Here is a 24,656-nt window from a genome sequence, read left to right on the forward strand (position 1 = left end):
CCTCCTCGTCGCGTTCGCCGGACGGTGGTGGCCGCTTCGGACCGGCAACGTAGTGGTCCGGCGGCACGGGGTCAACGCAGTGTCAGGGTCCCGGCCTCCGCGCCGGTGACCCGTCCCGCTCCGCGCGGCGCCCGCTTCTGCGGTGCTCGGACAGAGGGAGGCGGGGATCGGAGGGCTGCCCGGATTTCGGCCTGCGGTGCTTGACGAGGTCCACCCGGCCGGTGCGGACGGCGGCGGTGATCGGCCGGGGCGTCTCCGGCACCGGCCGGGACGGCGGGTCCGCCGACGCGGCGGGCGTGGCGGTGCTCTCTCCGGCCGGGCGCCGGACGGCGGACTCCGCACGCGCGGCGGCGGTCGCGCTCCGGTCGGAGTGCTGGGAGGCCGCCGCCGCGTCGGCGGCCTCCGCGGCGGATGCGGTCCGCTCCGTTTCCGCGGCCGCCCGGGCGATGCGCCGGTCCTCCCGGCGGTCCTTCATCCGCAGGAACTGCCGCGCGCCCTCGATCCAGGCGAGGATGCCGATGAAAACGCCGCCCAGGCTCGCGCCCACCCCGTACAGGCCCCCGCCCCGGACCTGCTGAGGGAGCATGCCCCGCGCCTCCAGCAGGACCAGCACCCAGGGGATTCCGAACAGCCCGAACAGGACGCCGAGCCGGACGACGCCCTTGCGGGCGTAGGCGCGGGTCGCACGCTCGACGGCGAGGTCGCGCTCGGGCCCGGGAGGGAGTTCGCGGGCCTCGGCGAGGGACTCCTGCAGTCGCGGCCAGTCCGGGTCCGTGCTGTGGTCCGCCATCGGCGCATTCCCCCGTCCCCCGGTTCGACGTGTCCGGTCCATCGTTGCCCCCGTGGACTCCGGCTCAGGCGGTCCGCTTGGGCCCGAACCGCGCGGCGGCCCGGCGGAGGGCGGCCGTGGTCGGCGCGCCGGGGCCGCCGCCCCGGCGCGCGGTCGGGGCCGCCGCCTTGACCCGTCCGCGCCGGAGCGCGGGTGTGTCGTGCGGCCGCCAGGTGATGTGCTCGACCACGGCGCGCCGCAGCCCGATCTGGTGGGTCCCCACCCGGTGCCCGACCTCGACGTGGCCGGGCCTTCCCCCGTTTCCGGGCGTGTTGCGCTTCAGAGCGGGCGGCTGCGCCCAGCGGACCCCGCTCGGATACAGCGGCATGGCGTCGACGAAGCCGTCGCTGCGCGCCAGGAGGCGGTTGTTGTCCTGTTCGATCCGCTGGTCGAGTTCGTGGAGGGCGCGCACGGCGCCGGAGCGGACCGACTCGGGGGCCTTGTCCAGTGCCCGCTGCGCGGCCGGCGACAGTTCCAGGTTGCTGAAGTAGGCGCCCTCGTAGAACGTGGTGTGCGTGGCGCAGACATCGCGGTCCAGCCAGTGGGCGCGCTCGCCCTCGAAGCGCCAGTCGCGGAGGGGGTCCAGCCCGCGTTTCCAGCCGACGTCGTGGACCGCGACGCGCTGGAACCCGTCGCCGTTGGTGCCGACGCTGTGGTTGAGCCTGATCTCGCCCACGCCCGCGTCGGGATCGCTGAACGTCCGCCTGGGTGTCGAGCGGTACGTCCAGCCGCGGCCCCACGGCCACTCGCGGCCCCCGGACTTGATCCGGGCGGCGCGGCGGCGGTTGTACTCCTCCGCCTGCAGGTCCAGGTCCGTGATCAGGGTCAGCGCCTCGGCCCGCGCGGCGGGCGGCAGGCGGTTGAGGTCCGCCAGCGCCCGGGGGCCCAGTTCGAGGTGGGCGAACTTCGTGCCCTCGAAGACGGAGCAGTAGGCGTCGCGGCCGCTGTAGTCGGCGAAGGACGACCAGGCCGGCGGGAAGGCGGGCGCGCCGGAGCGCGAGTCCATGTCCACGGTGACCTCGCTGTCACGTCGGAGGGCTCGGGGCGGGTGAGCCGATCATAACCCCGCGCGTGCCCGCGTCCCAGGGGGGCGCCGGGGAGATCACGACCGCGTGCGGCCGCAGCACCGCCGGACCGCTCAGGCGGGCAGGCCCGGGATCTTCTCCGTGCGGTTCCAGAACGCGGTGAGGGCCTGGGCCGTGGTCTCGGGCGCCTCGACGTTGGGGGAGTGCGCCGCGCCGGGCACGACCACGCGTTCGGCGCCCAGGGTCGCGGCCATCGCCGCCTGCGCCTCCGGCGGCCAGGCGTCGTCGTTCTCCCCGTACAGCACCAGCATGGGCAGTTCGGCCCGTGCCAGGTCGGCCGTGCGGTCGGGTGCGGCCAGCAGGGCCTCGGCCATCCGGACCAGGCCCTCGGGGTGGTTGGCGAGCATGCGCCGGCGCAGGAACGCGTGGATCTCGGGATCGACCCCGCTGGCGCGCGTGGGCTCCTCCAGGTGCTGGGTCCACACCTCCTCCAGCCGGGCCCGCGTGCGCTCGGTGCCCAGCGCGGCCGCCAGGCCGCCGGCGTCGCGGGCGCGGGGGCCGCCGATGGCCGAGGGCCCCGAACTCATCAGGGTGAAGGACAGCAGCGGCACGGCGCCGGAGATCACGGTCTCGCGGGAGACCAGCCCGCCGAAGGAGTGGCCGAGCAGGTGCACCGGCCCGTCGTCCAGGGTGAGCGCGACCTCGCCGATCACGCGGCCCAGCCCGTCGGGGGTGTACTGCGCGGGGTCGGGCAGGCCGGGGGACTCGTACTGGCCCGGCATGTCGATGGCGGTCACCGACCGCCCCGCCTGGGCCAGGGTCTCCAGCAGCGCGATGAAGTCCTCTTTGCTCCCGGTGTATCCGGGCACCAGCAGCGCTGGCTGGTGCTCGGCGCCGCCCGAGGCGGGTGTGGCCCGGAGCGCGGCGACGGCGCCCAGCGGGGTCTGGATGATCATGGGGCGCACGCAGGCCGGAAGGTCCAGGAACCGAGGAATGCTCACATTAGCGACTATATTCGCCGAGGTCCGCGGCGCCAGGGGCGGGAGGCGGCCCGTGGCGGCCACTGCCGGTACCGGCCACCGGAGCACCGGGAGGCGCCCGTGCGCGTCCCCGCCCGCGCCCGTTCGCGGGGCAAACGCGTACGGCCCGCGCGGACGCGGGCCGGAGGGTCGTTCGGCGGGACCGCGGCCGGCCCTCTCGCGAAGGCCGTGGGCCGCGTGCCGTGTACGGTGCCGCTCCGCGCCGCCCGCGGCCCGAAGGCCGGGGGCCGCCGCGCGGGCGGCGGCTGCTGGGCTGCTCTTAGTCCTGGCTGCTCTGCGGCAGGTCCACCCCGCCGCGGGTGCGCCGGCGGCGCCGGCGGCGGGGACCGGACGAGGCCGGGGCGGGGTCGTCGCCCTTGCCCGCGCCGGAATCGGCGGCCGCGGGGGATTCGGCGGCGGCCGGAGCCGCCTCCTGCTCGCGCCCGCCGGTGCGCCGGCGCCGGTTGCGCGACCGGCCGCCGCGGCCCTGGCCGCGCGGCTCGCGCCGCTCGCCGCCGCGCTCGCCCCGGTGCGGGCCGGTGTCGCCGATGTCCTCGATCTCCTCGGCCTCAAGACCGGCGCGCTCGCGCCGCTCGACGGCGAGCCGCCCCTTGGTGCCGGGCGGGATCGCCAGCGCCTCGAAGAAGTGGTCGGAGGTGGAGTAGGTCTCGGGCGGGTCGCTGTGCGGGAGGTCCAAGGCGGTGTTGATCAGCTTCCAGCGCGCGACCTCGCGCCAGTCGATGAAGGTGACCGCTGTGCCCGAGCGCCCGGCCCGGCCGGTGCGGCCGATGCGGTGGGTGTAGGTCTTCTCGTCCTCGGGGCACTCGTAGTTGACGACGTGGGTGACATCGTCGACGTCGAGCCCGCGGGCCGCGACGTCGGTGGCGACCAGGACGTCGATCTTGCCGCTGCGGAACGCCCGCAGCGCCCGCTCGCGCTGGCTCTGGCCGAGGTCGCCGTGCACGGCGGCGGCGGCGAACCCGCGCTCCTTGAGTTCGGCGGCGACCTTGTCGCAGGCCCGCTTGGTCTGGCAGAACACCATGCTCAGCCCGCGACCCTCGGCCTGGAGCAGCCGCGCCAGCATCTCGGGCTTGTCCATCGGGTGGGTGCGGAACACGTGCTGGGCGATGTCGTTGACGCGGGTCTGGCCCGGTTCGTCGTCGTCGCCCGCGCGCACGTGGGTGGGGCGGCGCAGGTAGCTGCGCGACAGCGAGACGATCTCGCTGGGCATGGTGGCCGAGAACAGCATGGTCTGCCGCTGCTCGGGGGTCTTGGTGAGGATGCGCTGGATGTCGGGCAGGAAGCCGAGGTCGAGCATCTTGTCGGCCTCGTCCAGCACGACCGCCTGGACGTCGCCCAGGCTCAGGTGCTTCTGCTTCTCCAGGTCGAGCAGGCGCCCGGGGGTGCCCACGACGATGTCGACGCCGTTGCGCAGGCCCTCGATCTGGGGCTCGTAGGCCCGGCCGCCGTAGACGGTGAGGATCCGCGCGCCGGTGCGCTTGCCGGCCGTGGTGAGGTCGGCGGCGACCTGGATGGCGAGTTCGCGGGTGGGCACGACCACCAGCGCGCGGGGGCGCTTGGGGTCGGCGGGGGAGGCCTGCACCCGCTGCAGCAGGGGCAGGCCGAAGGCGAAGGTCTTGCCGGTACCGGTGCGGGCCTGGCCGATGATGTCGGATCCGGCCAGGGCCAGCGGCAGGGCGAGGGTCTGGATGGGGAACGGCTCGACGATCCCCTCGGCTTCGAGGGCGTCGGCGATCTCGGTGTTCACGCCGAGTCCGCGGAAGGTCTGTCGTGCTTGGGTGGTGGTTTCTGTGCTGGTCAGGGCTCATGCCTCCATCTGGGCGGGCCGCGATTGTCGGTGCGTGGCCTGGGTTGGTGCGGCGGACAGGGCCCGGGGCGGGGCCTGCTGCTCGGCGCGCCGCGGCCGCCTGCGTGGGCGGTGCGGTGCCGGCGCGGCTCGGGGACCGGTTCGGTGTCGTCCCCGGCGCGGTCCGGTCGGCGCGGTGGGGAGCGCTGGGCTGTCCGCTTTCATGGCGTGCGGGGCGGCGGCCCTACGGGTGCCGGTCGGCGCGGTTGGGGCGGGTGGGATGATCATCCGCACGCTCACGCTCCTCGCCTGCCGTGGGTCCGGCACGTTCGGGCAGTCGTCGTCGACGCTCGCTCGGTCACCATCGGTCGGTGACGGTGTTGTCGTGGTGCGCCGCGGAGCGCCGCGTGGTGCTCCGGCGAAGGAGCCGCGCGGGGTCTGCCGCGCGCGCGAGCCGGCAGGGCCGCCCGCGCCCCGGGGGGCGCGCGCGTCCGCGGCGAGGGCTCCGCGCGATGGCCGACTGGTGGCGGCCACTGAGGGAGAGTGTATCCTGCCGCTCCTTGCGCTGGATATGCCGTGTTTCGCCACGCAGCGGAGGAACGGGGTCACGCTCGCGCGCCGCGCGGTGTCTCAGCGGTGTCCCACCGGTGCAACGCCCCGGCCGCGCGGAATAGTCCGTCCGCCCCTCCGCAGGGCGCCGCCGCCGCGCGGGGGCGATAACCTGTCGGCCATGACCGCCATGAGGATGGGCGCCGCCCCCCGGTCCGCAAGGGAGCAGTGGTGAGCGAGCAGCAGACCTCCGCGGCCGCCGGTCCCGCGGCCGCCTCTGCCGCCGGCGCGGGCGTCATCGACCTGCTGGGCCTGCTGGCCTACGCGCGGCTCGTGGCGTTCTTCCGGCTGGCCGGCGACGCCGAACTGGCGCCCACCCTGGCCGGCAAGGGCCAGCTGGCCGAGATCGCGGTCTCCGAGCAGGCCAACTACCGGCGGCTGCACGACCGCCTGCGCGAGCTGGGCGCCGACCCCGAGGAGGCCATGCGCCCGTTCGTGGTCCCGCTGGACGCCTGGCACGCCCGCACCGAGCCGCAGAGCTGGCTGGAGAGCCTGGTCAAGGCCTACGTCGGCGACGGCATCGCCGACGACTTCTACCGCAGGCTCGCCGAGCTGGCCGACCTTGAGACCCAGGCGCTGGTGCGCGACACCCTGGTGGAGTCCGGGCGGGCGGAGTTCGTGGCCGCCCAGGTGCGCGCGGCCATCGCCGACGACCCCCGGCTGGCCGGCCGGCTGTCGCTGTGGGCCCGCCGCCTGGTGGGCGAGGCGCTGAGCCAGGCGCAGAGCGTGGCGGCGCGGCGTCCCGACCTCGCGGCGCTGCTGGGCGGCGGCGCGCGCGAGTCCGCCAAGGGCGGCGCGGGGGCCGACGACACCGCCCAGCCGGGCGACCTCGCCATGGTGAGCCGGATGTTCGCCGACCTGACCGACGCGCACACGGCGCGGCTGGAGGCCATGGGGCTCAGCGGCTGAGCCGGCGGCTCACGGCCGCGAACCGGTGCGCGGCGCGGGCGGCCGCGTGCGCGCAGGGCCCCGACCTGCGGCGTCTGCCCGCCCAGTGTCACGGTTTGCTCTACTTTCCCTCTATTTTTCGTATATAGTCGGTCCAGTTCTTACCCCGTCCCCTGCTCCGAGGTATCGATCCATGCGTCCTGGGTTCTTCGCGGAAGGGCCGCTCGCCCGGCTGTCCCGAGAGTTCGGACTGCTCGGTCCCCTGAGCGGGACAACGGAGCCCTGGCTCACCGCTGAGCTGGACCAGCACGCCGCGGCCGTGCGCGACTCCCTCTCCGCCGACGGCGGCCGCATCACCCACCGCAGCCTCACCCGGTACCTGCACGGGTTCATCGACGGCTGCCGCGAGCGCGGCTGGCACTCGGCCTCCGACGGCTACGACTGGGAGACCCTGCGCGTGCTCGCCGTCTGCCGACTGGCCAAGGAACACGGTTTCGTCCGCTAAGTTTGATCTCACCCTTGGGCGGCGGATCACGTGCCGGCGCGGCGACGACGATCCGCGAAGTCACCCCACGGGTGTGATGACTGAGCGTAGGCTGAGCCATATCCGGGGTGTGGCCACGCCGCTCGCGGCAGCGGAGCACCGGCGCGTCGGCGCACCGGTCCACACCGATGCCCGGCGGCGGTCAACGGAGCCCGCCACGGCGCGAGGAGCACCCCCCGGGACGAAAAACGCGGTGAGATGCTGCCGCAAGAAAGGAAGATCGCATGGGGAGCGGCCGGCATGGGGCGGCGCGTCCACCGATCGGCGTCCTGATTCAGCAGGACCGCGTCGACTTCTCGCTTTTCGCCTCGATCATCGTGATCGCGCTCGCGGTCATGGTCCTCATCGGAATCGACCTGGCGTCGGTGGCCTTCTGGGTCGCCATGATCCTGGTCCTGGTCAGCGTCGCGCTCATCGTCCGGCGCCTCAACCGGCTCTCGCGCGAGGAGCTGGGCGACGACGAACTGCTGTGAGGGCGCCCGCGGGCGCCCGGCGCCGCTGAGCTCCGCCGCGGGGCCCGCCGAGCCGGCGCCCGCGCCGGGGCGCGCCCGGCGCCTTCCGGCGCGAAGCGGACACCTGCGCAGAACGAAGGGGGCGGGCCGTTGGCCCGCCCCCTCAGTGGTGTCCGGTGCCCTGTGGTGCGCCTCCGCGGTGCACCGGCTCCGGCCGGGGCCGAACGCGCCGGTCCTCCGGGTCACCCCGTGGGGTGGTGCGGCGGCTCCTCGCCCATGCCGCCCCGGCCGCCCATGGCCGGCCCGCCCGGCCCGCCCGGGGCGCCGCCCGCGGCGTGGGCCCCGTGCTGGGCGGGTTCGCGCGACGCCTGCTGCGGCGCGCCCATGGCGTCGGAGCGGCCAGCGCGGTAATTGGAGTCCTGGATCTTGCCGGTCTCGCGCTCGGCGGCGTCGAGCCAGCTGGCCCAGCGCTGCTGCATGGGCCGCACCAGGCCGCCGCCCACACCGACCACCAGGATGCCGCCGACGGTGGCGAGCACCGCGATCAGCACCGGCTGGGTGACCGTGGTGGCCACGCCGATCTGGTTGAGGGCGGCGATGACACCGAGGGCCATGATGAACACCCCGACCGCGTTGGCCAGGAAGCGGCCGTAGCTCAGGCCCGCGAGGGCGCTGGAGACGATGTCGCGGGCGGCCTTGGCGATCATGGCGGCCACGACGACGATCACCAGGGCGACGATCGCGAGCGGGATCCAGCTCACCACGTTGTTGAGGAGCTGGGTGATCGGGTTGTTGGGGCCGAACACGCTGAACGCGAGCTGCAGGACGATCAGCAGGCCGACGTAGTAGACGATCTTGCCGCACAGCTCACTGGCGCTGTAGCGGCCGCGCCGGAAGTACTCGCCCACGCCGCTGCGGTCCAGGGCCCGGTCCAGGCCCACCTTGCCCAGCGCCTTGCCGACCATCCGGCCGATGAACTTGGCGATGATCCAGCCCAGGATCAGGATGACCAGGAAGGCCGCGAGCCGCGGCACGAACGTGGCGACGGCTCCCCAGGCGTCCGACAGCCCCTGCTGTATGTTCATCTGCTTCACCCCCGATGGCGCCCCGCCGGTACCCGGGATCCGGCCCGCGTCCGCCCGGCGAAACCGAGACGACTCGTTCTCTTCTCGGCGATTACCCGGAAAGGGGCATACCAAATCACCGCAGAGTGACCACCGGCTACGCAAAGTGAGAATTGGCGGTGCCGTTGCCGTTCCTTGGTAAACCGGCGGCGGCCCCCGGGCGTCGGGGCGGGCGCGGAGCCGGCGCGCCGCTCGAAGGCGCACCGAGCACCCGACGCGTCCCCGGCCGGAGGCGGCCGGGGGAGGGGAGCGCGGGAGGGGGAGCGGTCGCCGCGAGGGGGCGGCCGGGGTCAGCCGCCCCGGGTGAGGTCCCAGCCGCTGATACCGCGCCAGGCCAGCCGGGCGATCAGCTGCTCGGCGGCCTCCTGCGGGATGGTGCCGAAGTTGCTCAGCCAGTAGCGGGCGCTGGTCTCGGCCATGCCCACCAGGCCGATGCTGAGCAGGTGCGCCTCCTCGTCGGAGATGCTGGTGTCCTGGCGGATGACGTCGCTGATCAGCTCGGCGCAGGCCTGGAGGGTCTGCTCGGTCTTCTCGCGGACCGCCGGGACGTTGCGCAGGTCGGACTCGAAGACCAGGCGGAACGCCTCGCCCTCGCCGGCGACGAAGTCGAAGTAGGCGCGGAAGCTGGCGGTGACGCGCTGGCGGTTGTCGTCGGTGCTCTCCAGCGCCTCGCGCTGCTTCTCGACCAGGGCCTGGGAGTGCTGCTCCAGCAGCGCGAGGTACAGCTCCTGCTTGCCCGGGAAGTGCTGGTAGAGGACCGGCTTGCTGACTCCGGCGCGCTCGGCGATCTCGTCCATGGCGGCGGCGTGGTAGCCGCGCGCGACGAAGACCTCCTGGGCGGCGGCCAGCAGCTGGCGGCGGCGCGCCAGCCGGGGCAGCCGGGTTCCCCGCGGGCGGGCGTCTGAAGGAGCTGTCACACCCACACCCTCCGAACTCCTCGCGGCGTGCAGCGTGCCGCGCTCGATGATCCTGCACTGGAACGCGCCGCGGCGGTAGGGACCGCGGCCCGGCGCGTCACCCCCATCCTACTTACCCGCACGTAGCCTGGCGCTTGCGGGCGGCGCCGGGGCGCTTAGCGGTGGCGGGCGCCGCGGCGCCGCGGGTCCGCTGGCCTGCGTCGGCACAGCCCGGCTTAAGCCGTCCTGAAGTGGTCTGCGCCGATCCGGGCGGTCCCGCGCCGACCGGAGCGGGCCGCGCCCGCGCGGGCGCGCACGGGGGCGGGGGTGCGGATCAGCGGTACTCGTCCTCGTCCAACTCCACCTCGCGGAGCTGCTCGACGGCGTCGGCCTCGGAGACCTCGGGGTCGGAGGCGAGGGCGGCGCGGCGGGTCCAGTCGTCCTCGCCGGGGGCGATCTCGGCGTGCTGCTCGGAGAAGTCGGCGTCGGTGGTCTCCAGGGAGCGCTCGTCGTCGTCCTTCGGTGCGGTGTCCTGCGGTTCGGTCACCATTCCCCCTCTGCGGATCGAGTGCTCCTGACGGTACCCTCCACCGCCCACGCTACCCGGGCGGGCGGCGGTGCGGCCGTGCCGCCGTGCGGCCGACCCTGCCCCTACCCGGTTGTCCACAGGAGTACGCGGGCGGTTGCGCGGGGGGTTCGCCGCCACGAGCATGGTCGTGCGGGGACCGGCGCGCGCGCCTGCGCCGGCCCGCGCCGCCGCCGTCACCGCTTGAACGGGAGGAGCACCGCCATGCCGGAGCCGATCGCGCAGTGGCCGGGCGAGCACGTCACGGTGGCCGGCCGCCGGGTCTTCGTGCGCCGCGACAGCCCGCCCGCGCCCGCCCTCGGCCTCGACCCCGGCGCGCCCGCCGAACGCCGCCGCACCGTCTACGTGCACGGCCTGGGCGGATCCTCCGCCGACTGGACCGACCTCATGGGCGCCCTGTGCCGCGACTGCGCCGGCGAGGCGGTCGACCTCCCCGGGTTCGGCCAGTCGCCGCCCCCGCCCGACGACGACTACACCCTCGACTCCCACGCCCGCACCGTCGCCGCACTCATCGCCTCCGGCGACCGCCCGGTCCACCTTGTGGGCAACTCCCTGGGCGGAGCGGTCGCGGTGCGGGTGGCCGCCCAGCGCCCGGCCCTGGTGCGCTCGCTCACCCTGATCTCCCCGGCGCTGCCCGACCTCTGGCCCCGCCTGGTGCCCTACCAGATGGCGGGGGCGCTGATCCCGGGGGTGGGGCGCGCGGTGTTCACCATGGTGCAGCGCCGTCCGCCCGAGGTCCGGGTCCAGGACATGTACGACACCACCTTCTTCGACCCCGCGTCGGCGCCGCCGCAGCGGGTCATGGAGGCGCTTGAGGCCCAGCGCCTGCGCGACACCCTGCCCTACGCGCACACCGCCGTGCTGGAGTCCCTGCGCGGGCTCGTCGCCGAATACCTGCGCCGGGGCGCGGGCTCGCTGTGGTCGCAGGCGCGCCTGGTGCGGTGCCCCACCCTGCTGCTCTACGGCACCGGCGACCGCTTCGTGAACCCGCGCACGGCCACGCGCGCGGCCCGCGCGTTCCGGGGCAGCCGCATGGTCGTCATGCCCCGCACCGGCCACGTGGCCATGATGGAGTGCCCCGACCGCGTGGCCCGCGAGGTCCGGCCGTTCATCCTCAGCGCGCACGCCAGACCCGTGTCGGCCAAACCTCGGCCCGCCCCGGGAATGCCAAACCCCACCCCGTAGGTTGGGTATGAGTGCAAGCTCGTCACGTGCCCGTTCGCCCCAGCGTCCGCCGGCGACGCTCCGGGGACGTGACACCAACGAGGAATGCTGAGGAGCTGCTGTGTCGTTGCCGCCGCTGGTCGAACCAGCCGACGAGCTGACCGTCGACGAGGTTCGCCGCTACTCCCGCCACCTGATCATCCCCGACGTGGGCATGGACGGGCAGAAGCGCCTGAAGAACGCCAAGGTGCTGGTGGTGGGCGCCGGCGGGCTCGGCTCGCCCGCACTGCTCTACCTGGCCGCGGCCGGGGTGGGCACCCTGGGCATCATCGACTTCGACGTCGTCGACGAGTCCAACCTGCAGCGCCAGGTCATCCACGGGCAGAGCGACGTCGGCAAGCCCAAGGCCGAGTCCGCGCGCGAGAGCATCGAGGAGATCAACCCCTACGTCAAGGTCATCCTGCACAAGGAGCGCCTCGACTCCGACAACGCGCTGGAGATCTTCTCCGGCTACGACCTCATCCTCGACGGCACGGACAACTTCGCCACCCGCTACCTGGTGAACGACGCCTGCGTGCTGCTGAACAAGCCCTACGTGTGGGGCTCGATCTTCCGGTTCGACGGCCAGGTAAGCGTCTTCTGGAACGAGTACGGGCCGCAGTACCGCGACCTCTACCCCGAGCCCCCGCCGCCCGGCATGGTGCCCTCGTGCGCCGAGGGCGGCGTGCTGGGCGTGCTGTGCGCGTCCATCGGCTCGGTCATGGTCAACGAGGCGATCAAGCTGATCACGGGCATCGGCGAGCCGCTGGTGGGCCGGCTGCTCATCTTCGACGCCCTGGAGATGAGCTGGAAGACCGTCAAGGTCCGCAAGGACCCCGAGGGCGAGCCCATCACCGAACTGATCGACTACGAGGCGTTCTGCGGCGCGGTCTCCCAGGAGGCCCAGGACGCCGCCGCCGGCTCCACCATCACCGCCACCGAGCTCAAGGAGATGATGGACAAGGGCGAGGACTTCTACCTCGTCGACGTCCGCGAGAAGAACGAGTACGAGATCGTCAGCATCCCGGGCTCGGTCCTCATCCCCAAGGGGGAGTTCCTCAACGGCGAGGCGTTCGCCAAGCTGCCCCAGGACAAGCGCATCGTGCTGCACTGCAAGTCCGGTGGCCGCTCGGCCGAGGCGCTGGCGGCGCTCAAGGGCGCCGGGTTCAGCGACGCCGTCCACGTGGGCGGGGGCGTGCTCTCCTGGATCAAGCAGGTCGACCCCAGCCTGCCGGAGTACTAGGAACCCCCTACCGGGCACCGGTCGGGCATCGGGGTCGGGTCTTCGCGAGGCCGTCGCGGCTGCCGCCGCGGCGGCCTTCGCCGTCTGAAGGCGCCCGCCGTTGGAACCGGCCGGGCGTGGGTACGGAAAAGGGGCGACGGCAGGGTTTTCCGAGCGGAGGCGAGGTGGGGTACACGATGGGATTCATGCGGCGTGCCGGCGACTGGGTGGTCCTGGTGGCCGGGTGCGTGGTGGCGATCAGCCAGTTCTGGCACCAGATGATCGGGATGGGCATGGTGACGCTGTTCCTGCTGGGCACCCTGCTGGTGTTCCTGGGCACGCTGTCGGTCATCCACCCCCAGCTGTACGTCACCGAGGCGGTCACCGTGCTGACCGGGCTCGGGCTGATCGCCCTGCCGTGGGTCTTCGGCTTCGTCGACACCCCCTCGGCGGCGTGGACGTCCTGGATCGCCGGTGCCGTGGCGGTCGTCGTCGGCGCCGTCAACGTCGGCCCGGCGCTGGCCCTGTACCGCCGGGTGGTCCCACCCCAGGCCGGCGCGGGCCAGGTGCGCCAGGCCAAGCCCTAGCCTCCCGCCGGCCCGCCCCCGGGCCGGCCCGCAGCACCGGCGGCCCCCGGTCCGCGACCGCGGGGCCGTCCGCGTGCCGCCGCGCACCGGCGCGCGATCCCGCTATCGTCGCCCCATGTCCCCTTCCCCGGCGTTCAGCCGCCCCAGCGAGTACGTCGAGCGCGTGTTGGAGGTCGTGGAGCGGATCCCGCCCGGCAAGGTGATGAGCTACGGCGACATCGCCGAGTACCTGGGCGAGGGCGGCCCCCGCCAGGTCGGCGCGGTGATGTCGGCCTGGGGCGGGGGAGTGCCGTGGTGGCGGGTCATCCGCGCCGACGGCACCCCGCCCCCCGGCCACGAGACCGAGGCCGCCGCCCACTACGCCGCCGAGGCCACCCCCATGCGCCCCGGCACGACCCGCGTCGACATGCGCGCCGCCCGCTGGGAGGGCGACACCCCCCGCCACATGGGCCGGCCCGAGGACTGGTAGCCCCCGGTCAGAGAGCCGCCATGCCCCGCCGGTGCAACCGCCACACCCCGGACCCGCCGGCACCCAAGCCGCCGTGCGCTCCCGCTGCGCGGCGGGACGAGCCGCCGTTGCACGGCGGCTAGGCGGTTTCCTCCTGGTCGCCGACGGCGAGGGCGCCGCGGACCATGGCCTGGGCGAGGGTGTGGACGGCGGCCTTGTCGGGCGCGGAGGCGGGTGGGACCACGAGGGTGAAGAGGGTGCCGGCGTAGAGGGTGATCAGGGTGCGGATCGCCGACTGCGGCAGTGATGTGCCGAGGTCGCCGTGCAGGCCGGTGGTGTCGGCGAGGGCGGTGCCGCTCAGCCGGGCCAGCGCGGTGGCCAGCGCGGGGTGGCGCCGGGCCTCCAGTTGGAGTTCGAAGACGGCGACGTAGCGGTCGCGCAGGGTGGTCGCCGCGGTCCACAGCGACTCGGTGAGCATGTCCACCAGGGCCTCGGGCCCGGTCGCGCGCGGGTGCGGTGCCGCCGGTCCCTGGGCCGAGGCCGCGACGCGGTGGGCGACGTCGGCCATCTCCGCCAGGTGGAGTTCGGCGATCCGATCGGCGGCCGCGATGAGGATCGCCTCGCGCCTGCGGAAGTAGTTGGTGGCCGTCCCGGCCGGCACCCCCGCGCGGGTCTCGACGGCGCGGTGGGTCAGCCCGTGCGCCCCCTCCTGCGCCAGGAGCGCGATCGCCGCGTCCGCCAGAGCTCGGCGTCGGCGCAGGTTGGCGGGAGGCATGGGGCGATTATAGGTGCGCGCACCCTTCCACTACGATCGTATTGAATGCGAACCACTACGGACGTATTGAACTCTGGGCGAGTGAGGGGAGAGGTCATGGGAGAGCTGACGGCCACCGTGGTCGGCGGCGGGATCGCGGGGCTGGCGTCGGCGCTGGGACTCGCCCGCGCGGGCTGGCGGACCACCGTGCTGGAGCGCCGCACCGGTACGCCCGAGGTCGGGGCGGGCGTCGCCGTTCCGCGCAACGGCCAGGCGGCGCTGCGCGCCCTCGGATTCGGCGACGAGAGCATCGCCGAGTTCGGGTACGCCACCCTCGCCACGGGCTTCCGCGACACCCGCGGCCGCCGGCTCCTGCACATCCGGGCCGACTCGCCCGCCGTGCGCGCGGCCGTGGCGGTCTGGGGCTTCGAGCGCCGGCGGCTGCACGCGGCGCTGCGCCGCGCGGCCGAGGACGCCGGCGTGGAGCCGGCCCTGGGTGCGCGGGTCACCGGCGTGGTACCCGGATCGCCCGGCGGGCCGCGCGCCACCGTGAGATGGCGGGCGGACGCGACCGAGCACGCCGCGGAGGCGGACCTGGTCGTGGGCGCCGACGGCATGTGGAGCGCCGTCCGCGGCGCGGTGTTCCCCGGCGCGCGCCCCCGCTACAGCGGGAGCACCAGTTGGCGCGCGCTCGTGTCCGACGACACCCTCGACGGCGCGCTCGTGGAGTACTGGGGGCCGGGCGCGGAGTTCGGGTCGATGCGCGTGAGCGCGTCAGAGGTGTACTGGTACGGCTACATCCGCAGCCCCGAGGGCGCGGTCTTCGACGACGAGTACGCGGCCGTGCGCGCCCGGTTCGCCGGGTGGGCGCCCGAGATCGGCGACCTCATCGGCGCCACCGACCCGGAGCGGCTCATGCGGCACGACGTCCACCACCTGCCGGACGGCCTGCCGGCCTACGTCCGGGGGCGGGTCGTGATGGTCGGCGACGCCGCCCACGCCGCGCTGCCCACGATGGGCCAGGGCGCCGCGACGGCGCTGGAGGACGGCGCCGTCCTTGGCCGCCTGGTCGGCGAGTCGGTCGCGAGCGGTCACGACCTGGGCCGGGCGCTGGCGGCCTTCGACGCCCTGCGCCGCCCCCGGTGCCGGGCCATGGCGCGGCAGGCCCGGTTCGTCGCGCGCGTCGGCGCGGACCTGGGCGGGGGATGGCGCCAGGCGGTGCGCAACGCCGCGGTCCGCCTCGTCCCCGCCCAGACGCTGGTCCGCGCGGTGTCGCCGCTGGTGGGCTGGACGCCGCCGCGGCCCCTGGGCGCGGCGGCCCCGGCCCGCGACTAGGCGGCGCGGGGCGCCCGCGCCGATCGCGCGGGCGCCCCGGGTGCGGTCCGCCCGGCGGTCAGCGCTCGTCGGGGCTGAGGGCCGGGCCGTGGTGGAACGGGGCCGGGGCGGAGCGGAGGGCGGGGACCTCGGGGCGGGGCGGCCGCAGCCGGGGCGGCAGGTCGCCGGTGGCCAGCCGCCCGCGGCCCGAGGAGGTGAGGCGGGCGCCGACCTCCTCGCGCAGCCGGGGCAGCATGGCGTAGAGGCGGTCCCCCGGGCAGATCGTGGCGTTGAAGTCGCGGTGCCCCATGATGGCCGAGACCGGGAGGCCGTAGACGGCGCACAGCCACGCGCAGGTCTCCACCAGCGACGCCCACAGGGCGGCGGTGGGCTCCTCGGTGATGTAGGTGCCCTCGTTCTCGATGCCGACCGCGACGTCGTTGTAGCTCGCCGTGTGGGCGCCCATCACGTGCATGCCGTGGCCGATGGCGTTCAGCGACTCGTTGCGGCCCTCCATGATGTGCCCGCCGCGGCTGATGGTGAGCTGCTGGCCGGTGTCGTCCCACCCGTTGGTGTCCATGTGCAGGTCCTGGATGGTGCGGGACAGGTCGAAGGCGTGCGCGCGGGTGTAGTCGGTGACGTTGTCCGAGGCGGTGTGGTGCACGACGATGTAGGTCGGCGCGTGGTCCAGGATCTGCGCCGGCTGGACGGGCGGGCGGGCCAGCCAGTGCTGCCGCGTGTAGACCCAGGGCTGCGCGGCTGCCGCGGCCGCCGTGGCGCCGCCGGTGGTGCCGAGCAGCGCCCCGGCGGCGAGCGCGCCGCCGAGCAGGAGGGCACCGCGCCGGCTGGTCGCCGCGGGGGTGCGGTGCTCCGGCGCGCTGCGGGGGGTGTGGGGGTGCGGGGGTGGTCCATCGGTTCCTCTGCCGGATCGGGGAAAGGCGGGTGCCGGGTGCGGCCCGGCCACCCCATGGTGGCGGACGGATGTGTGCGATCGGTGAGGAGGGTGCCGCTGTGTGTGCCGCCGCCCACCGCGGGCGTCCGCGCGCCCGGGGACCCCGGAGCGGGACGGCCGCTCCGGGGCGCGGGGAACCGGGGATGGTGGAAGGCGCGTGTCAGCGCTCGTGGCGGTTGGAGTCTCCGGCGCCGACGGCGGGACCGTGGTCGAACGGCTCCGGGGTGGCGCGGGAGGTGGGGACCTCGGGGAACGGCGGGCGCTGGCGGGCCGGCAGCTCCTGGGTGGACAGGGTCTGGAACCCGGCGGCCGCGAGTCGGGCGCCGGCCTCCTCGCGCAGGCGCGGCAGCATCGAGTAGAGGCGGTCCCCCGGGCACACCGTGGCGTTGAAGTCCCGGTGGCCCCGGATCGCCGACACCGGGCGCCCGTAGGCCGAGCACAGCCAGGCGCACGTGGCCACCAGGGACTCCCACAGCGCCCCGGTGGGTGAGGCCGAGATGTAGGTGCCCTCGTTCTCAATGCCGATCGCGACGTCGTTGTAGCTCTCCGAGTGCGCGCCCACCACGTGGTTGCCGTCTCGGATGGCCACCAGGGAGCGGTTGCGGCCCTCCATGATGTAGCCGCCGCGGCTGATGGTGAGCTGCTGGCCGATGTCGTCCCACCCGTTGTTGTCCATGTGGTGGTTCTGGATGGACCGCGACAGGGCGAAGGCGTGCTCGCGCGAGTAGTCGGTGCTGTTGGGGGTGGCGGTGTGGTGGACGATGATGTAGGTCGGCGCGCGGTCGAGGACCTTGGCGTAGAGGACGGGCTTTCGGGCGTTCCACGACGCGCGGCTGTAGACGGTGGGCTTCTCGGCCGCGAACGCGGGCGAGACACCCAGGCCGGCCGCCCCGAGGACGGCCCCCGCGGCGAGGGCGCCGCCGAGGAGCACGGCTCTGCGGCGGCTGAGGTCGGCGGGTCCGGCCGTTCCGGCGGCGTCGCCTCGGGGGGTGAGGGAGTGGTCCATCGGCACCTCTGTCATGGCAAGGGAAATGGCGACCGGGTCGCGGTCGCCCTCAATCCTGGAAGCCAAGTGTCCGCAGGCGGTACCGGTTTTATGAAGAATCCCTAATGATCCGAGGGGCGGCGCCCGGCGCGGCGCACGCCCCTCGCCGGGCTCGGCGGCGTCCGGCCGCCAGAGGACGCGGGCGGCCGGTGGGCGGGACGGTGCCCCCTCTCATTGTCTGACCTGCGGCGATACGGCACCGGCGTGGTGCGTTCGGGATCGCGTCACACCGGTGTGCGACGCGGCTGATACCGCGGACGGCGCCGGAGTGTCGTGGGGATCTGGTGAACTAGGGGGGGTGAACTCATCCCCGTACCGTCTTGTGCGGCGTGTGCTTGCCGAGGCGCCGCCGCCGACCCTGGATGAGAACCAGCAGCGGGTCGTCGCGCACGCGGGCGGGCCGATGCTGGTCCTCGCCGGGCCGGGGACCGGCAAGACCACCACCATCGTCGAGGCGGTGGTCGACCGCATCGAGAACCGCGGGGTCGACCCCGCCCGCGTGCTCGTCCTGACGTTCAGCCGCAAGGCAGCCCAGGAGCTGCGCGAACGCATCACCGCCCGCCTCCGCCGCACCACCCGCGAACCCCTCGCCCTGACCTTCCACAGCTACGCCTACGCGCTCATCCGGCGCGAGTTCGGCCGCATCGACGAGCGGCCGCCGCGCCTGCTGTCCGGCCCCGAGCAGCTGATGGAGATCCGCGAACTGCTCGCCGGCGAGGCCGCCGACGGCGCCGAGATGTGGCCCGAGCGGCTGCGGCCCGCCCTCACCACCCGCGGGTTCGCCGAGGAGCTGCGCGACTTCCTGATGCGCGCCCAGGAGCGCGGCATCGACCCCGCCGACCTCGACCGCCTCGGCCGCGAGCACCGGCGCGACGACTGGGTGGCCGTGGGCGACTTCATGGACCGCTACACCGGCCGCTTCGACGTCGCGCCCGTCTCCACCTTCAACTACGCCGAACTGGTGCGCGTCGCCGCCAACCTCCTCACCGACCCCGAGATCCAGGCGCGCGAGCGGGCCAACCGCGAGGTCGTGTTCGTGGACGAGTACCAGGACACCGACCCCGCGCAGGAGGAACTGCTGCGCGCGCTCGCCGGCGACGGCCGCGACCTCGTCGCGGTGGGCGACCCCGACCAGTCCATCTACGGCTTCCGGGGCGCCGACGTGCGCGGCATCCTGGAGTTCCCGCGGCGCTTCCCCGCCCTGGACGGCACGCCCGCCCCGGTCGTGGCGCTGCGCACCTGCCGCCGCAGCGGCGCCGCCCTGCTCGCCGCCTCGCGGGGGGTGGCCCGCCGCCTCCCGGCGGCCCCCGCGCCCGGCGGCGGCCCGGTCAACTCCCACCGCGCGCTGGTGCCCGCCGACACCGTCCCCGAGGGCGAGGTGAGCGTGCTGCTGGCCGAGAGCCCGGCGCAGGAGGCCGCCGTCATCGCCGACACCCTGCGCCGCGCGCACCTGGTCGACGGCGTCCCGTGGTCGCGCATGGCCGTGCTGGTGCGCTCGGCCGTGCGGCAGCTGCCGACCCTGCGCCGCGCCCTGCTCGCCGCCGGGGTGCCGGTGGCCGTGGGCGGCGACGAACTCCCGCTGGCCGTCGAGCCGCTGGTGCGGGCGATGCTGCTGCTCATCCGCTGCGCCCTGCGCCCCCACACGATCGACGAGGCCGCGGCGCACGAGCTGCTGACCAGCCCGTTCGGCGACGCCGACACCGTCCGGCTGCGGCGGCTGGCCCGCGCGCTGCGCCGGCTGGACCTCGACCACCGCGCGGCCGAGCGCAAGGCCGCCGACAAGCGCGCCGGGAAGGCCGGGAAGAACGCGGGCGGCGGCCCCGCTGACGCCTCGTCCGGCCGCACCGACGACTCCGGCGGCACCGGCGGCACCGCTCCCGACGACACCACGTCCGAAGGCAGCGCCGCCACCGGCGCCCCGGCCGCCGAGCCCGCCGATCCCACCGGGCCGGCCGCACCGCCCGACCCCGCGCCCCTCGGCGAGCCGCCCCACGGCCACCGGCGCGGCAACCGCCCCGCCTCCGCGCTCCTCGCCGACGCGCTGCGCGACCCCCGCGAGCTGACCCTGGTCGACCCCGAGGTCGCCGCCCCCGCCCGCCGCGTGGCCTCCTACCTGCGGCTGATCCGCGACCGCGCGGCCTCCGGCGGCTCCGCCGAGGACGTGCTGTGGGAGGTCTGGCGGGCCAGCGGCCTGGCCGACCGGCTGCTGCGCGCCAGCCAGGCCGGCGGGCGGCGCGGCGCCGCCGCCGACCGAGACCTCGACGCCGTCGTCGCGCTGTTCGAGAGCGCCGCCCGCTACACCGACCGGCTGCCGCCCGGCGTGCCCGAGGGCTTCCTCGACGACCTGGAGGCCCAGGAGATCCCCGGCGACAGCCTCGCCGAGCGCGCCCCCGAGGGCGAGGCCGTGCGCATCCTCACCGCGCACCGGTCCAAGGGCCTGGAATGGGACCTCACCGTGGTCGCCGGGGTCCAGGAGGGCGACTGGCCCGACCTCCGCCTGCGCGGATCCCTGCTCGGCGTCGAGCAGCTCATCGACACCGCCACCGGGTTCGCCGACGGCGCTACCCCCGGCGCCGCCGTCGCCTCCAAGCTGCTGGACGAGGAGCGCCGGCTGTTCTACGTGGCCGTCACCCGCGCCCGCCGCCGCCTCGTCGTCACGGCGGTCGGCGGCGAGGACACCGAGGAGCGCCCCTCCCGCTTCCTGGCCGAACTCGGCACCGGCGAGCCCGAGCGCGTCACCACCGGCCGCCGCTGGCTCTCCCTGCCCGCCCTGGTGGCCGACCTGCGCTCCGTCGTCACCGACCCCCAGCGCCCCGACCCGCTGCGCCGCGCGGCGGCCGCCCACCTGGCCCGCCTCGCCGACGAGGGCGTGCGCGGCGCCGACCCCGCCGAGTGGTACGCCCTCACCCGCGTCTCCGACGACCGCCCCCTGGTGGAGGGCCCCGACGACGGCGCCATCCGGGTCTCGCCCTCCCAGGTGGAGCGCTTCACCACCTGCGAGCTGCGCTGGCTGCTGGAGAACGCCGCCGGGGCGTCCTCGACGGAGATCTCCTCGGCCCTGGGCAGTATCGTGCACGCGGTCGCCGTCCTCGTCGCCGAGGGCGCCGACATGGCCGAGATCCGTCTGCGCATGGACGAGATCTGGTCCGAACTGGACTTCGGCGGGCGGTGGTTCGCCGGCAAGGAGCGCGAGCGCGCCGACGATATGGTCCGCAGACTGGTCGACTGGCACGAGGCCGGCGACCGCGAACTGGTCGTCACCGAGGAGGGGTTCAAGGTCTACATCGGCGGGATCGAGATCACCGGGCGCGTGGACCGGCTGGAGCGGGACGCCCAGGGCCGCGCGGTCGTGGTCGACATCAAGACCGGCGGCGGGCGCCCCAAGGACGAGGAGCTGGGCCGCCACCCTCAGCTGGGCGTCTACCAGCTCGCCGTGCTGCGGTCGGCCTTCGCCCAGTTCGGCATGACCGAGCCCGGCGGCGCCGAACTCGTGCAGGTCGGCAAGGCCGCGTTCACCCACCGGGCGCGCGTCCAGGGCCAGGGCGCCCTGGGCGAGGACCCCGACCCCCAGTGGTCGGAGCGGCTGGTGCGCGACGTGGCCGAGGGCATGTCGGGTTCCCGCTTCCAGGCCGTGCGCAACAGCTTCTGCGACTCCTGCGCCGTGCGCTCCAGCTGCCCGGTCCACGACGAGGGGAAGCGCGTGTGACCGCCACGGAGCACTACGGCGCCCCGTCGGCCGGCCGGCGCGCGCCCGCGTTCAACCCCGCCGAGCTGGCCCGCCTGCTCGGCCAGCCCGAGCCCACCGCCGAGCAGGCCGCGGTCATCTCCGCGCCGCTGGGCCCGGCCGTGGTGGTGGCCGGCGCGGGCTCGGGCAAGAGCGAGACCATGGCCGGGCGCGTGGTGTGGCTGGTGGCCAACGGCCTGGTGCGCCCCGAGCACGTCCTGGGCCTGACCTTCACCCGCAAGGCGGCCGCCGAACTGGCCGAGCGCGTGCGCCGCCGCCTGGACCAGCTGCGCGCCACCGAGCAGGTGCCCGAGGAGGTCCTCGACGGCGACCCCACGGTCTCGACCTACAACTCCTACGCCGCGCGCCTGGTCGGCGACCACGCCCTGCGCGAGGCCATCGAGCCCACGACCCGGCTCCTCAGCCAGGGCCAGTCCTACCAGCTGGCCTCGCGCATCGTGGCCGACTACGACGGCCCCATGGACGCCATCACGGTCGGCCCCCGCACGGTCACCGACCGCGTGCTGGAGCTGGCCGGCGAACTCGCCGACCACCTGCGCACCCCCGACGACGTGCGCGGCGTGGGCGCCTGGATCGCCGACCGCGTCGCCGCGCTGCCCAAGGTCGGCGCCGACACCCGCCGGCTGGTGGCCGCGCAGCGCCGCCGCGAGCAGTTGCTGCCGCTGGTCGAGCGCTACATCGCGGCCAAGCGCGACCGCGAGGTCATGGACTACGGCGACCAGGTGGCGCTGGCCGCGCGGATCGCCCTGCGCCACCCCGAGGTCGGCATGATCGAGCGCAGCCGCTACGGGGTCGTGCTGCTGGACGAGTACCAGGACACCAGCCACGCCCAGCTGCTGCTGCTGCGCGCGCTGTTCGGCGGCGGCCATCCCGTCACGGCCGTGGGCGACCCCTGCCAGTCGATCTACGGCTGGCGCGGCGCCAGCGCGGGCAACCTCACCAGCTTCCCCACCGACTTCCCGGAGTCGCCCGGCCGCCCGGCCCCCGTGCGCAAGCTGGCCACCAGCTTCCGCAACGGCGAGCGGGTGCTCGCGGTCGCCCGCCGGATCGCCGAGCCGCTGCGCGAGGAGTCCGACTACGTGCCCGTGCTCTACCCCTCGGCCGCGCGGCGCGGCCGGGGCGCGGTGGCCGCCGGGCTGTTCACCACCGAGACCGAGGAGGCGCACTGGATCGCCCAGACGCTCGCCGCCGCCCTCGACCAGCCCGGCCACCTCGCCCCTGACGGCGCGCCCTGGCCGCCCGGCGAGGGCGGCGACGGCCCCGGCGGTGCCATCACCCCCGGCGACATCGCGGTGCTGTGCCGCAAGCGCTCCCAGTTCCCGCTGCTGCGCGAGGCGCTGGAGGAGCGCGGGATCCCCGTCGAGGTCGTGGGCCTGGGCGGGCTGATGACCGTGCCCGAGGTCCGCGACATCGTGGCCACCCTGCGGGTGCTGCACGACCCCACCGCCGGCAACGAGCTGGCGCGGCTGCTCACCGGGCCGCGCTGGCGGCTGGGCCCGCGCGACCTGGTCGCCCTGGGCGAGCGCGCCGCCGAACTCGCCAAGGAGACCCGGCGCGACCTCGCCTCGTCGGCCCCCGAACCCGAGCCCGAACCCGGCGACGAGGACCTGCTGCGGCGCACCGTGCTCGACCTGACCGCCGAGAGCGGCAGCCTGGTCGACGCCCTGGACGACCCCGGTGGGGCCGAGCGCTACTCCGCCACCGGCTACGAGCGGCTGGCCGCCCTGGGCGCCGAGATGCGCGCCCTGCGCCGCCTGGCCGCCCAGCCGCTGCCCGACCTGGTCGGCGAGGTCGAGCGGATGCTGGGCCTGGACATCGAAGTCGGCGCCCGGCCCGGCCGCGACCCCGTCGCCGCCCGCGCCGACCTGGACGCCTTCCTCGACGCGGCGGTGCGGTTCGTCGGCAACAGCGAGGACCCCACGCTCGGCGCGTTCCTCAACTACCTGCGCTCGGCCGAGGACGCCGAGAAGGGCCTGGAGCCGGGCGAGCGCGTGGGCGGCAGCGACACCGTCAAGCTGATGACCGTGCACGCGGCCAAGGGGCTGCAGTGGCCGGTGGTGGTGGTGCCGGGCCTGGCGGGCGGCACCGGCTCGCCGGTGTTCCCAACGCGCGCGCGCGACGCCGGCGCGTGGGTCCGCCAGGAGCAGCGGCTGCCGTTCCCGCTGCGCGGCGACGCCGCCGGGCTGCCGCGCCTGGTCGACGTCGACAAGGACAGCATCAAGGAGTTCGAGGCCGCCGACCGCGAGCGCCACCTCATGGAGGAGCGGCGCCTGGCCTACGTCGCGGTCACCCGCGCCTCCTACGCGCTGGTGTGCACCGGCCACTGGTGGGGGCACGCCTCCGCGAGCCTGCGCGGACCCTCGCAGTTCCTGGAGGAGGTGCGCGAGGCGTGCGCGGCGGGCGCCGGCCGGGTGGTGCGCTGGGCCGGCCCCCCCGAGGAGGGCGAGGAGAACCCGCAGACGGCCACGGTCGCGCCGGTGGCCTGGCCGCAGGCGCCGGAGGACTACGACGACGCGGCGGCCCGCCGCTACCGCGAGATCGCCGAGGGCGCCCGCCTGGTGGAGCTGGCGCGCGCGCCGGCCGAGGACGGCGCCGGTGGCGGTGCCGGTGAGGCCGCGAGTGCGGACAGCGCTGACGGCGGTGGCGGTGCCGACGGGGGGCACGACCCGAGAAGCGCCGAACGCGCCGGTCAGGCCGCCCCGGTCGAGACGGTCGGTGAGCGCTGGCTGGCCCTGCTCGACCGGGCGGCCATGCCCGCCTCCCTGCGGCGCCGCCTCGACGGCTGGGACCGCGACACCACCCTGCTGCTGGCCCACCGCGACCTGCCCTCCGCCGACGGCGACGGCGCGGTGCGGGTCGAACTCCCCGCGCACCTGTCGGTGTCCTCGCTGGTGTCGCTGGCCCGCGACCCCGCCCTGCTCGCCCGCCAGATCCGCCGCCCCCTGCCGCGTCCGCCCGCGCCGCACACCCGGCGCGGCACCGCGTTCCACACCTGGCTGGAGCAGCGCTTCGGCCAGGAGACCCTGCTGGTGCCCGACGAGCTGCCCGGCGCGGCCGACGACGGCGCCGGGGCCGACGACGACCTCGCCGAGCTGCAGCGCCGCTTCGAGGCGGGGGAGTGGGGCGGGCGGGTGCCCCTCGACGTCGAGATCCCCTTCGAGACGGTCATCGGCGACCGCCTGGTGCGCGGTCGCATGGACGCGGTGTTCCACGACCCCCGGACCGGCCGCTACGACGTGGTCGACTGGAAGACCGGCCGCCCGCCGGCCACCGAGCGCGAGCGCCGCGCCGTGGCCGTGCAGCTGGCCGCCTACCGGATCGCCTGGGCCGACCTCGCCGGGGTGCCCCTGGAGCAGGTGCGGGCCGCGTTCCACTACGTCCGCGCCGACGAGACGGTCCGCCCGGCCGACCTGCTCGACGCCGAGGGCCTGGCCGCGCTGCTCGCCGACCTGCCGGTGGTGGAGTAGCAGGCGCCGGCGCGCCCGGCGGCGTTCGCCCCGGCGGCCCCGGCGGCGGCGCCTTCGCGCCTCCCCGGCCCCGGCGGTGCCGGGCCTTGCGCACCGCCCCGCCGCCCCGCCGCGCGGCCCCGGGGGTTGAGCCGCCCCAG

20 protein-coding genes are annotated in these 24,656 nt (G+C 75.3%); 10 read left to right on the forward strand and 10 right to left on the reverse strand.

Annotated elements, in window-relative coordinates; genetic code table 11:
* Positions 1-82 precede the first annotated feature (82 nt).
* From HNR12_RS20735 to HNR12_RS20750, 4 genes are all read right to left on the reverse strand, one after another.
* A complete protein-coding gene (locus HNR12_RS20735) occupies positions 83-790 on the reverse strand; it encodes a hypothetical protein (protein ID WP_179769151.1) in 708 nt (235 codons plus the stop codon).
* 64 nt (positions 791-854) lie between these two features.
* Positions 855-1,835: a hypothetical protein gene (locus tag HNR12_RS20740; protein ID WP_179769152.1), complete on the reverse strand. Its 981-nt coding sequence runs from the start codon at positions 1,833-1,835 to the stop codon at positions 855-857.
* A gap of 132 nt (positions 1,836-1,967) precedes the next feature.
* Positions 1,968-2,855, reverse strand: a complete 888-nt coding sequence (locus tag HNR12_RS20745; protein WP_338119808.1) for an alpha/beta fold hydrolase — start codon at positions 2,853-2,855, stop codon at positions 1,968-1,970.
* Positions 2,856-3,153: 298 nt separating this feature from the next.
* Entirely contained in the window at positions 3,154-4,641 is a 1,488-nt protein-coding gene (locus tag HNR12_RS20750) for a DEAD/DEAH box helicase (RefSeq protein ID WP_179769153.1), read from the reverse strand.
* A gap of 819 nt (positions 4,642-5,460) precedes the next feature.
* Here HNR12_RS20750 and HNR12_RS20755 point away from each other — a divergent pair.
* The 3 genes from HNR12_RS20755 (at position 5,461) to HNR12_RS20765 (ending at position 7,194) form a co-directional block, all read left to right on the forward strand.
* Positions 5,461-6,198, forward strand: a complete 738-nt coding sequence (locus tag HNR12_RS20755; protein WP_179769154.1) for a ferritin-like fold-containing protein — start codon at positions 5,461-5,463, stop codon at positions 6,196-6,198.
* A 172-nt stretch (positions 6,199-6,370) separates the two neighbouring features.
* The gene (locus HNR12_RS20760) at positions 6,371-6,682 is read left to right on the forward strand and encodes a DUF6401 family natural product biosynthesis protein (protein ID WP_179769155.1); all 312 of its coding nucleotides are present in this window, start codon (positions 6,371-6,373) and stop codon (positions 6,680-6,682) included.
* A 263-nt stretch (positions 6,683-6,945) separates the two neighbouring features.
* Entirely contained in the window at positions 6,946-7,194 is a 249-nt protein-coding gene (locus tag HNR12_RS20765; RefSeq protein ID WP_179769156.1) for a hypothetical protein, read from the forward strand.
* A gap of 221 nt (positions 7,195-7,415) precedes the next feature.
* Here HNR12_RS20765 and HNR12_RS20770 read toward each other — a convergent pair whose 3' ends face one another.
* The 3 genes from HNR12_RS20770 to HNR12_RS20780 all read right to left on the reverse strand — a co-directional run bounded on the left by HNR12_RS20770 (position 7,416) and on the right by HNR12_RS20780 (position 9,740).
* Positions 7,416-8,258, reverse strand: coding sequence for a mechanosensitive ion channel family protein (locus tag HNR12_RS20770; protein WP_179769157.1), 843 nt, complete (start codon positions 8,256-8,258; stop codon positions 7,416-7,418).
* A 329-nt stretch (positions 8,259-8,587) separates the two neighbouring features.
* The gene (locus tag HNR12_RS20775) at positions 8,588-9,214 is read right to left on the reverse strand and encodes a TetR/AcrR family transcriptional regulator (protein ID WP_179769158.1); all 627 of its coding nucleotides are present in this window, start codon (positions 9,212-9,214) and stop codon (positions 8,588-8,590) included.
* A gap of 313 nt (positions 9,215-9,527) precedes the next feature.
* The gene (locus tag HNR12_RS20780; RefSeq protein WP_218901995.1) at positions 9,528-9,740 is read right to left on the reverse strand and encodes a hypothetical protein; all 213 of its coding nucleotides are present in this window, start codon (positions 9,738-9,740) and stop codon (positions 9,528-9,530) included.
* A 243-nt stretch (positions 9,741-9,983) separates the two neighbouring features.
* Between HNR12_RS20780 and HNR12_RS20785 the strand changes: the two genes are divergently transcribed.
* The 4 genes from HNR12_RS20785 to HNR12_RS20800 all read left to right on the forward strand — a co-directional run bounded on the left by HNR12_RS20785 (position 9,984) and on the right by HNR12_RS20800 (position 13,260).
* Complete coding sequence (locus HNR12_RS20785) at positions 9,984-10,964, forward strand: alpha/beta fold hydrolase (RefSeq protein ID WP_179769160.1); 981 nt, start codon at positions 9,984-9,986, stop codon at positions 10,962-10,964.
* Between the two features lie 100 nt (positions 10,965-11,064).
* A complete protein-coding gene (gene moeZ, locus HNR12_RS20790) occupies positions 11,065-12,225 on the forward strand; it encodes an adenylyltransferase/sulfurtransferase MoeZ (protein WP_179769161.1) in 1,161 nt (386 codons plus the stop codon).
* 185 nt (positions 12,226-12,410) lie between these two features.
* Entirely contained in the window at positions 12,411-12,791 is a 381-nt protein-coding gene (locus HNR12_RS20795) for an SPW repeat domain-containing protein (RefSeq protein WP_179769162.1), read from the forward strand.
* Between the two features lie 115 nt (positions 12,792-12,906).
* A complete protein-coding gene (locus tag HNR12_RS20800) occupies positions 12,907-13,260 on the forward strand; it encodes an MGMT family protein (RefSeq protein WP_179769163.1) in 354 nt (117 codons plus the stop codon).
* 118 nt (positions 13,261-13,378) lie between these two features.
* Here the strand turns inward: HNR12_RS20800 and HNR12_RS20805 are convergent, their stop codons facing one another.
* Positions 13,379-14,014 carry a TetR/AcrR family transcriptional regulator gene (locus tag HNR12_RS20805; RefSeq protein ID WP_179769164.1) on the reverse strand — a complete coding sequence of 212 codons (636 nt, stop codon included), beginning with the start codon at positions 14,012-14,014 and terminating at the stop codon, positions 13,379-13,381.
* Between the two features lie 96 nt (positions 14,015-14,110).
* On the opposite strand from HNR12_RS20805, the gene HNR12_RS20810 reads away from it, so the two are divergent.
* Complete coding sequence (locus HNR12_RS20810; protein WP_179769165.1) at positions 14,111-15,328, forward strand: FAD-dependent monooxygenase; 1,218 nt, start codon at positions 14,111-14,113, stop codon at positions 15,326-15,328.
* A gap of 58 nt (positions 15,329-15,386) precedes the next feature.
* On the opposite strand, the gene HNR12_RS20815 is transcribed toward HNR12_RS20810, so the two are convergent.
* Both HNR12_RS20815 and HNR12_RS20820 read right to left on the reverse strand, forming a co-directional pair.
* Positions 15,387-16,271, reverse strand: a complete 885-nt coding sequence (locus tag HNR12_RS20815) for a peptidoglycan recognition protein family protein (RefSeq protein ID WP_372451063.1) — start codon at positions 16,269-16,271, stop codon at positions 15,387-15,389.
* A gap of 148 nt (positions 16,272-16,419) precedes the next feature.
* A complete protein-coding gene (locus HNR12_RS20820) occupies positions 16,420-17,280 on the reverse strand; it encodes a peptidoglycan recognition protein family protein (protein ID WP_246425143.1) in 861 nt (286 codons plus the stop codon).
* A 346-nt stretch (positions 17,281-17,626) separates the two neighbouring features.
* On the opposite strand from HNR12_RS20820, the gene HNR12_RS20825 reads away from it, so the two are divergent.
* Both HNR12_RS20825 and HNR12_RS20830 read left to right on the forward strand, forming a co-directional pair.
* On the forward strand, positions 17,627-21,010 hold the full coding sequence (locus tag HNR12_RS20825) for an ATP-dependent helicase (protein WP_372454523.1): 3,384 nt from the start codon (positions 17,627-17,629) through the stop codon (positions 21,008-21,010).
* On the forward strand, positions 21,007-24,516 hold the full coding sequence (locus HNR12_RS20830) for an ATP-dependent DNA helicase (protein ID WP_179769166.1): 3,510 nt from the start codon (positions 21,007-21,009) through the stop codon (positions 24,514-24,516). The genes HNR12_RS20825 and HNR12_RS20830 overlap by 4 nt, the downstream gene beginning before the upstream one ends.
* The last annotated feature ends 140 nt before the right edge of the window (positions 24,517-24,656 follow it).

The sequence above is a fragment of the Streptomonospora nanhaiensis genome (assembly GCF_013410565.1).
Classification (GTDB): Bacteria; Actinomycetota; Actinomycetes; order Streptosporangiales; family Streptosporangiaceae; genus Streptomonospora; species Streptomonospora nanhaiensis.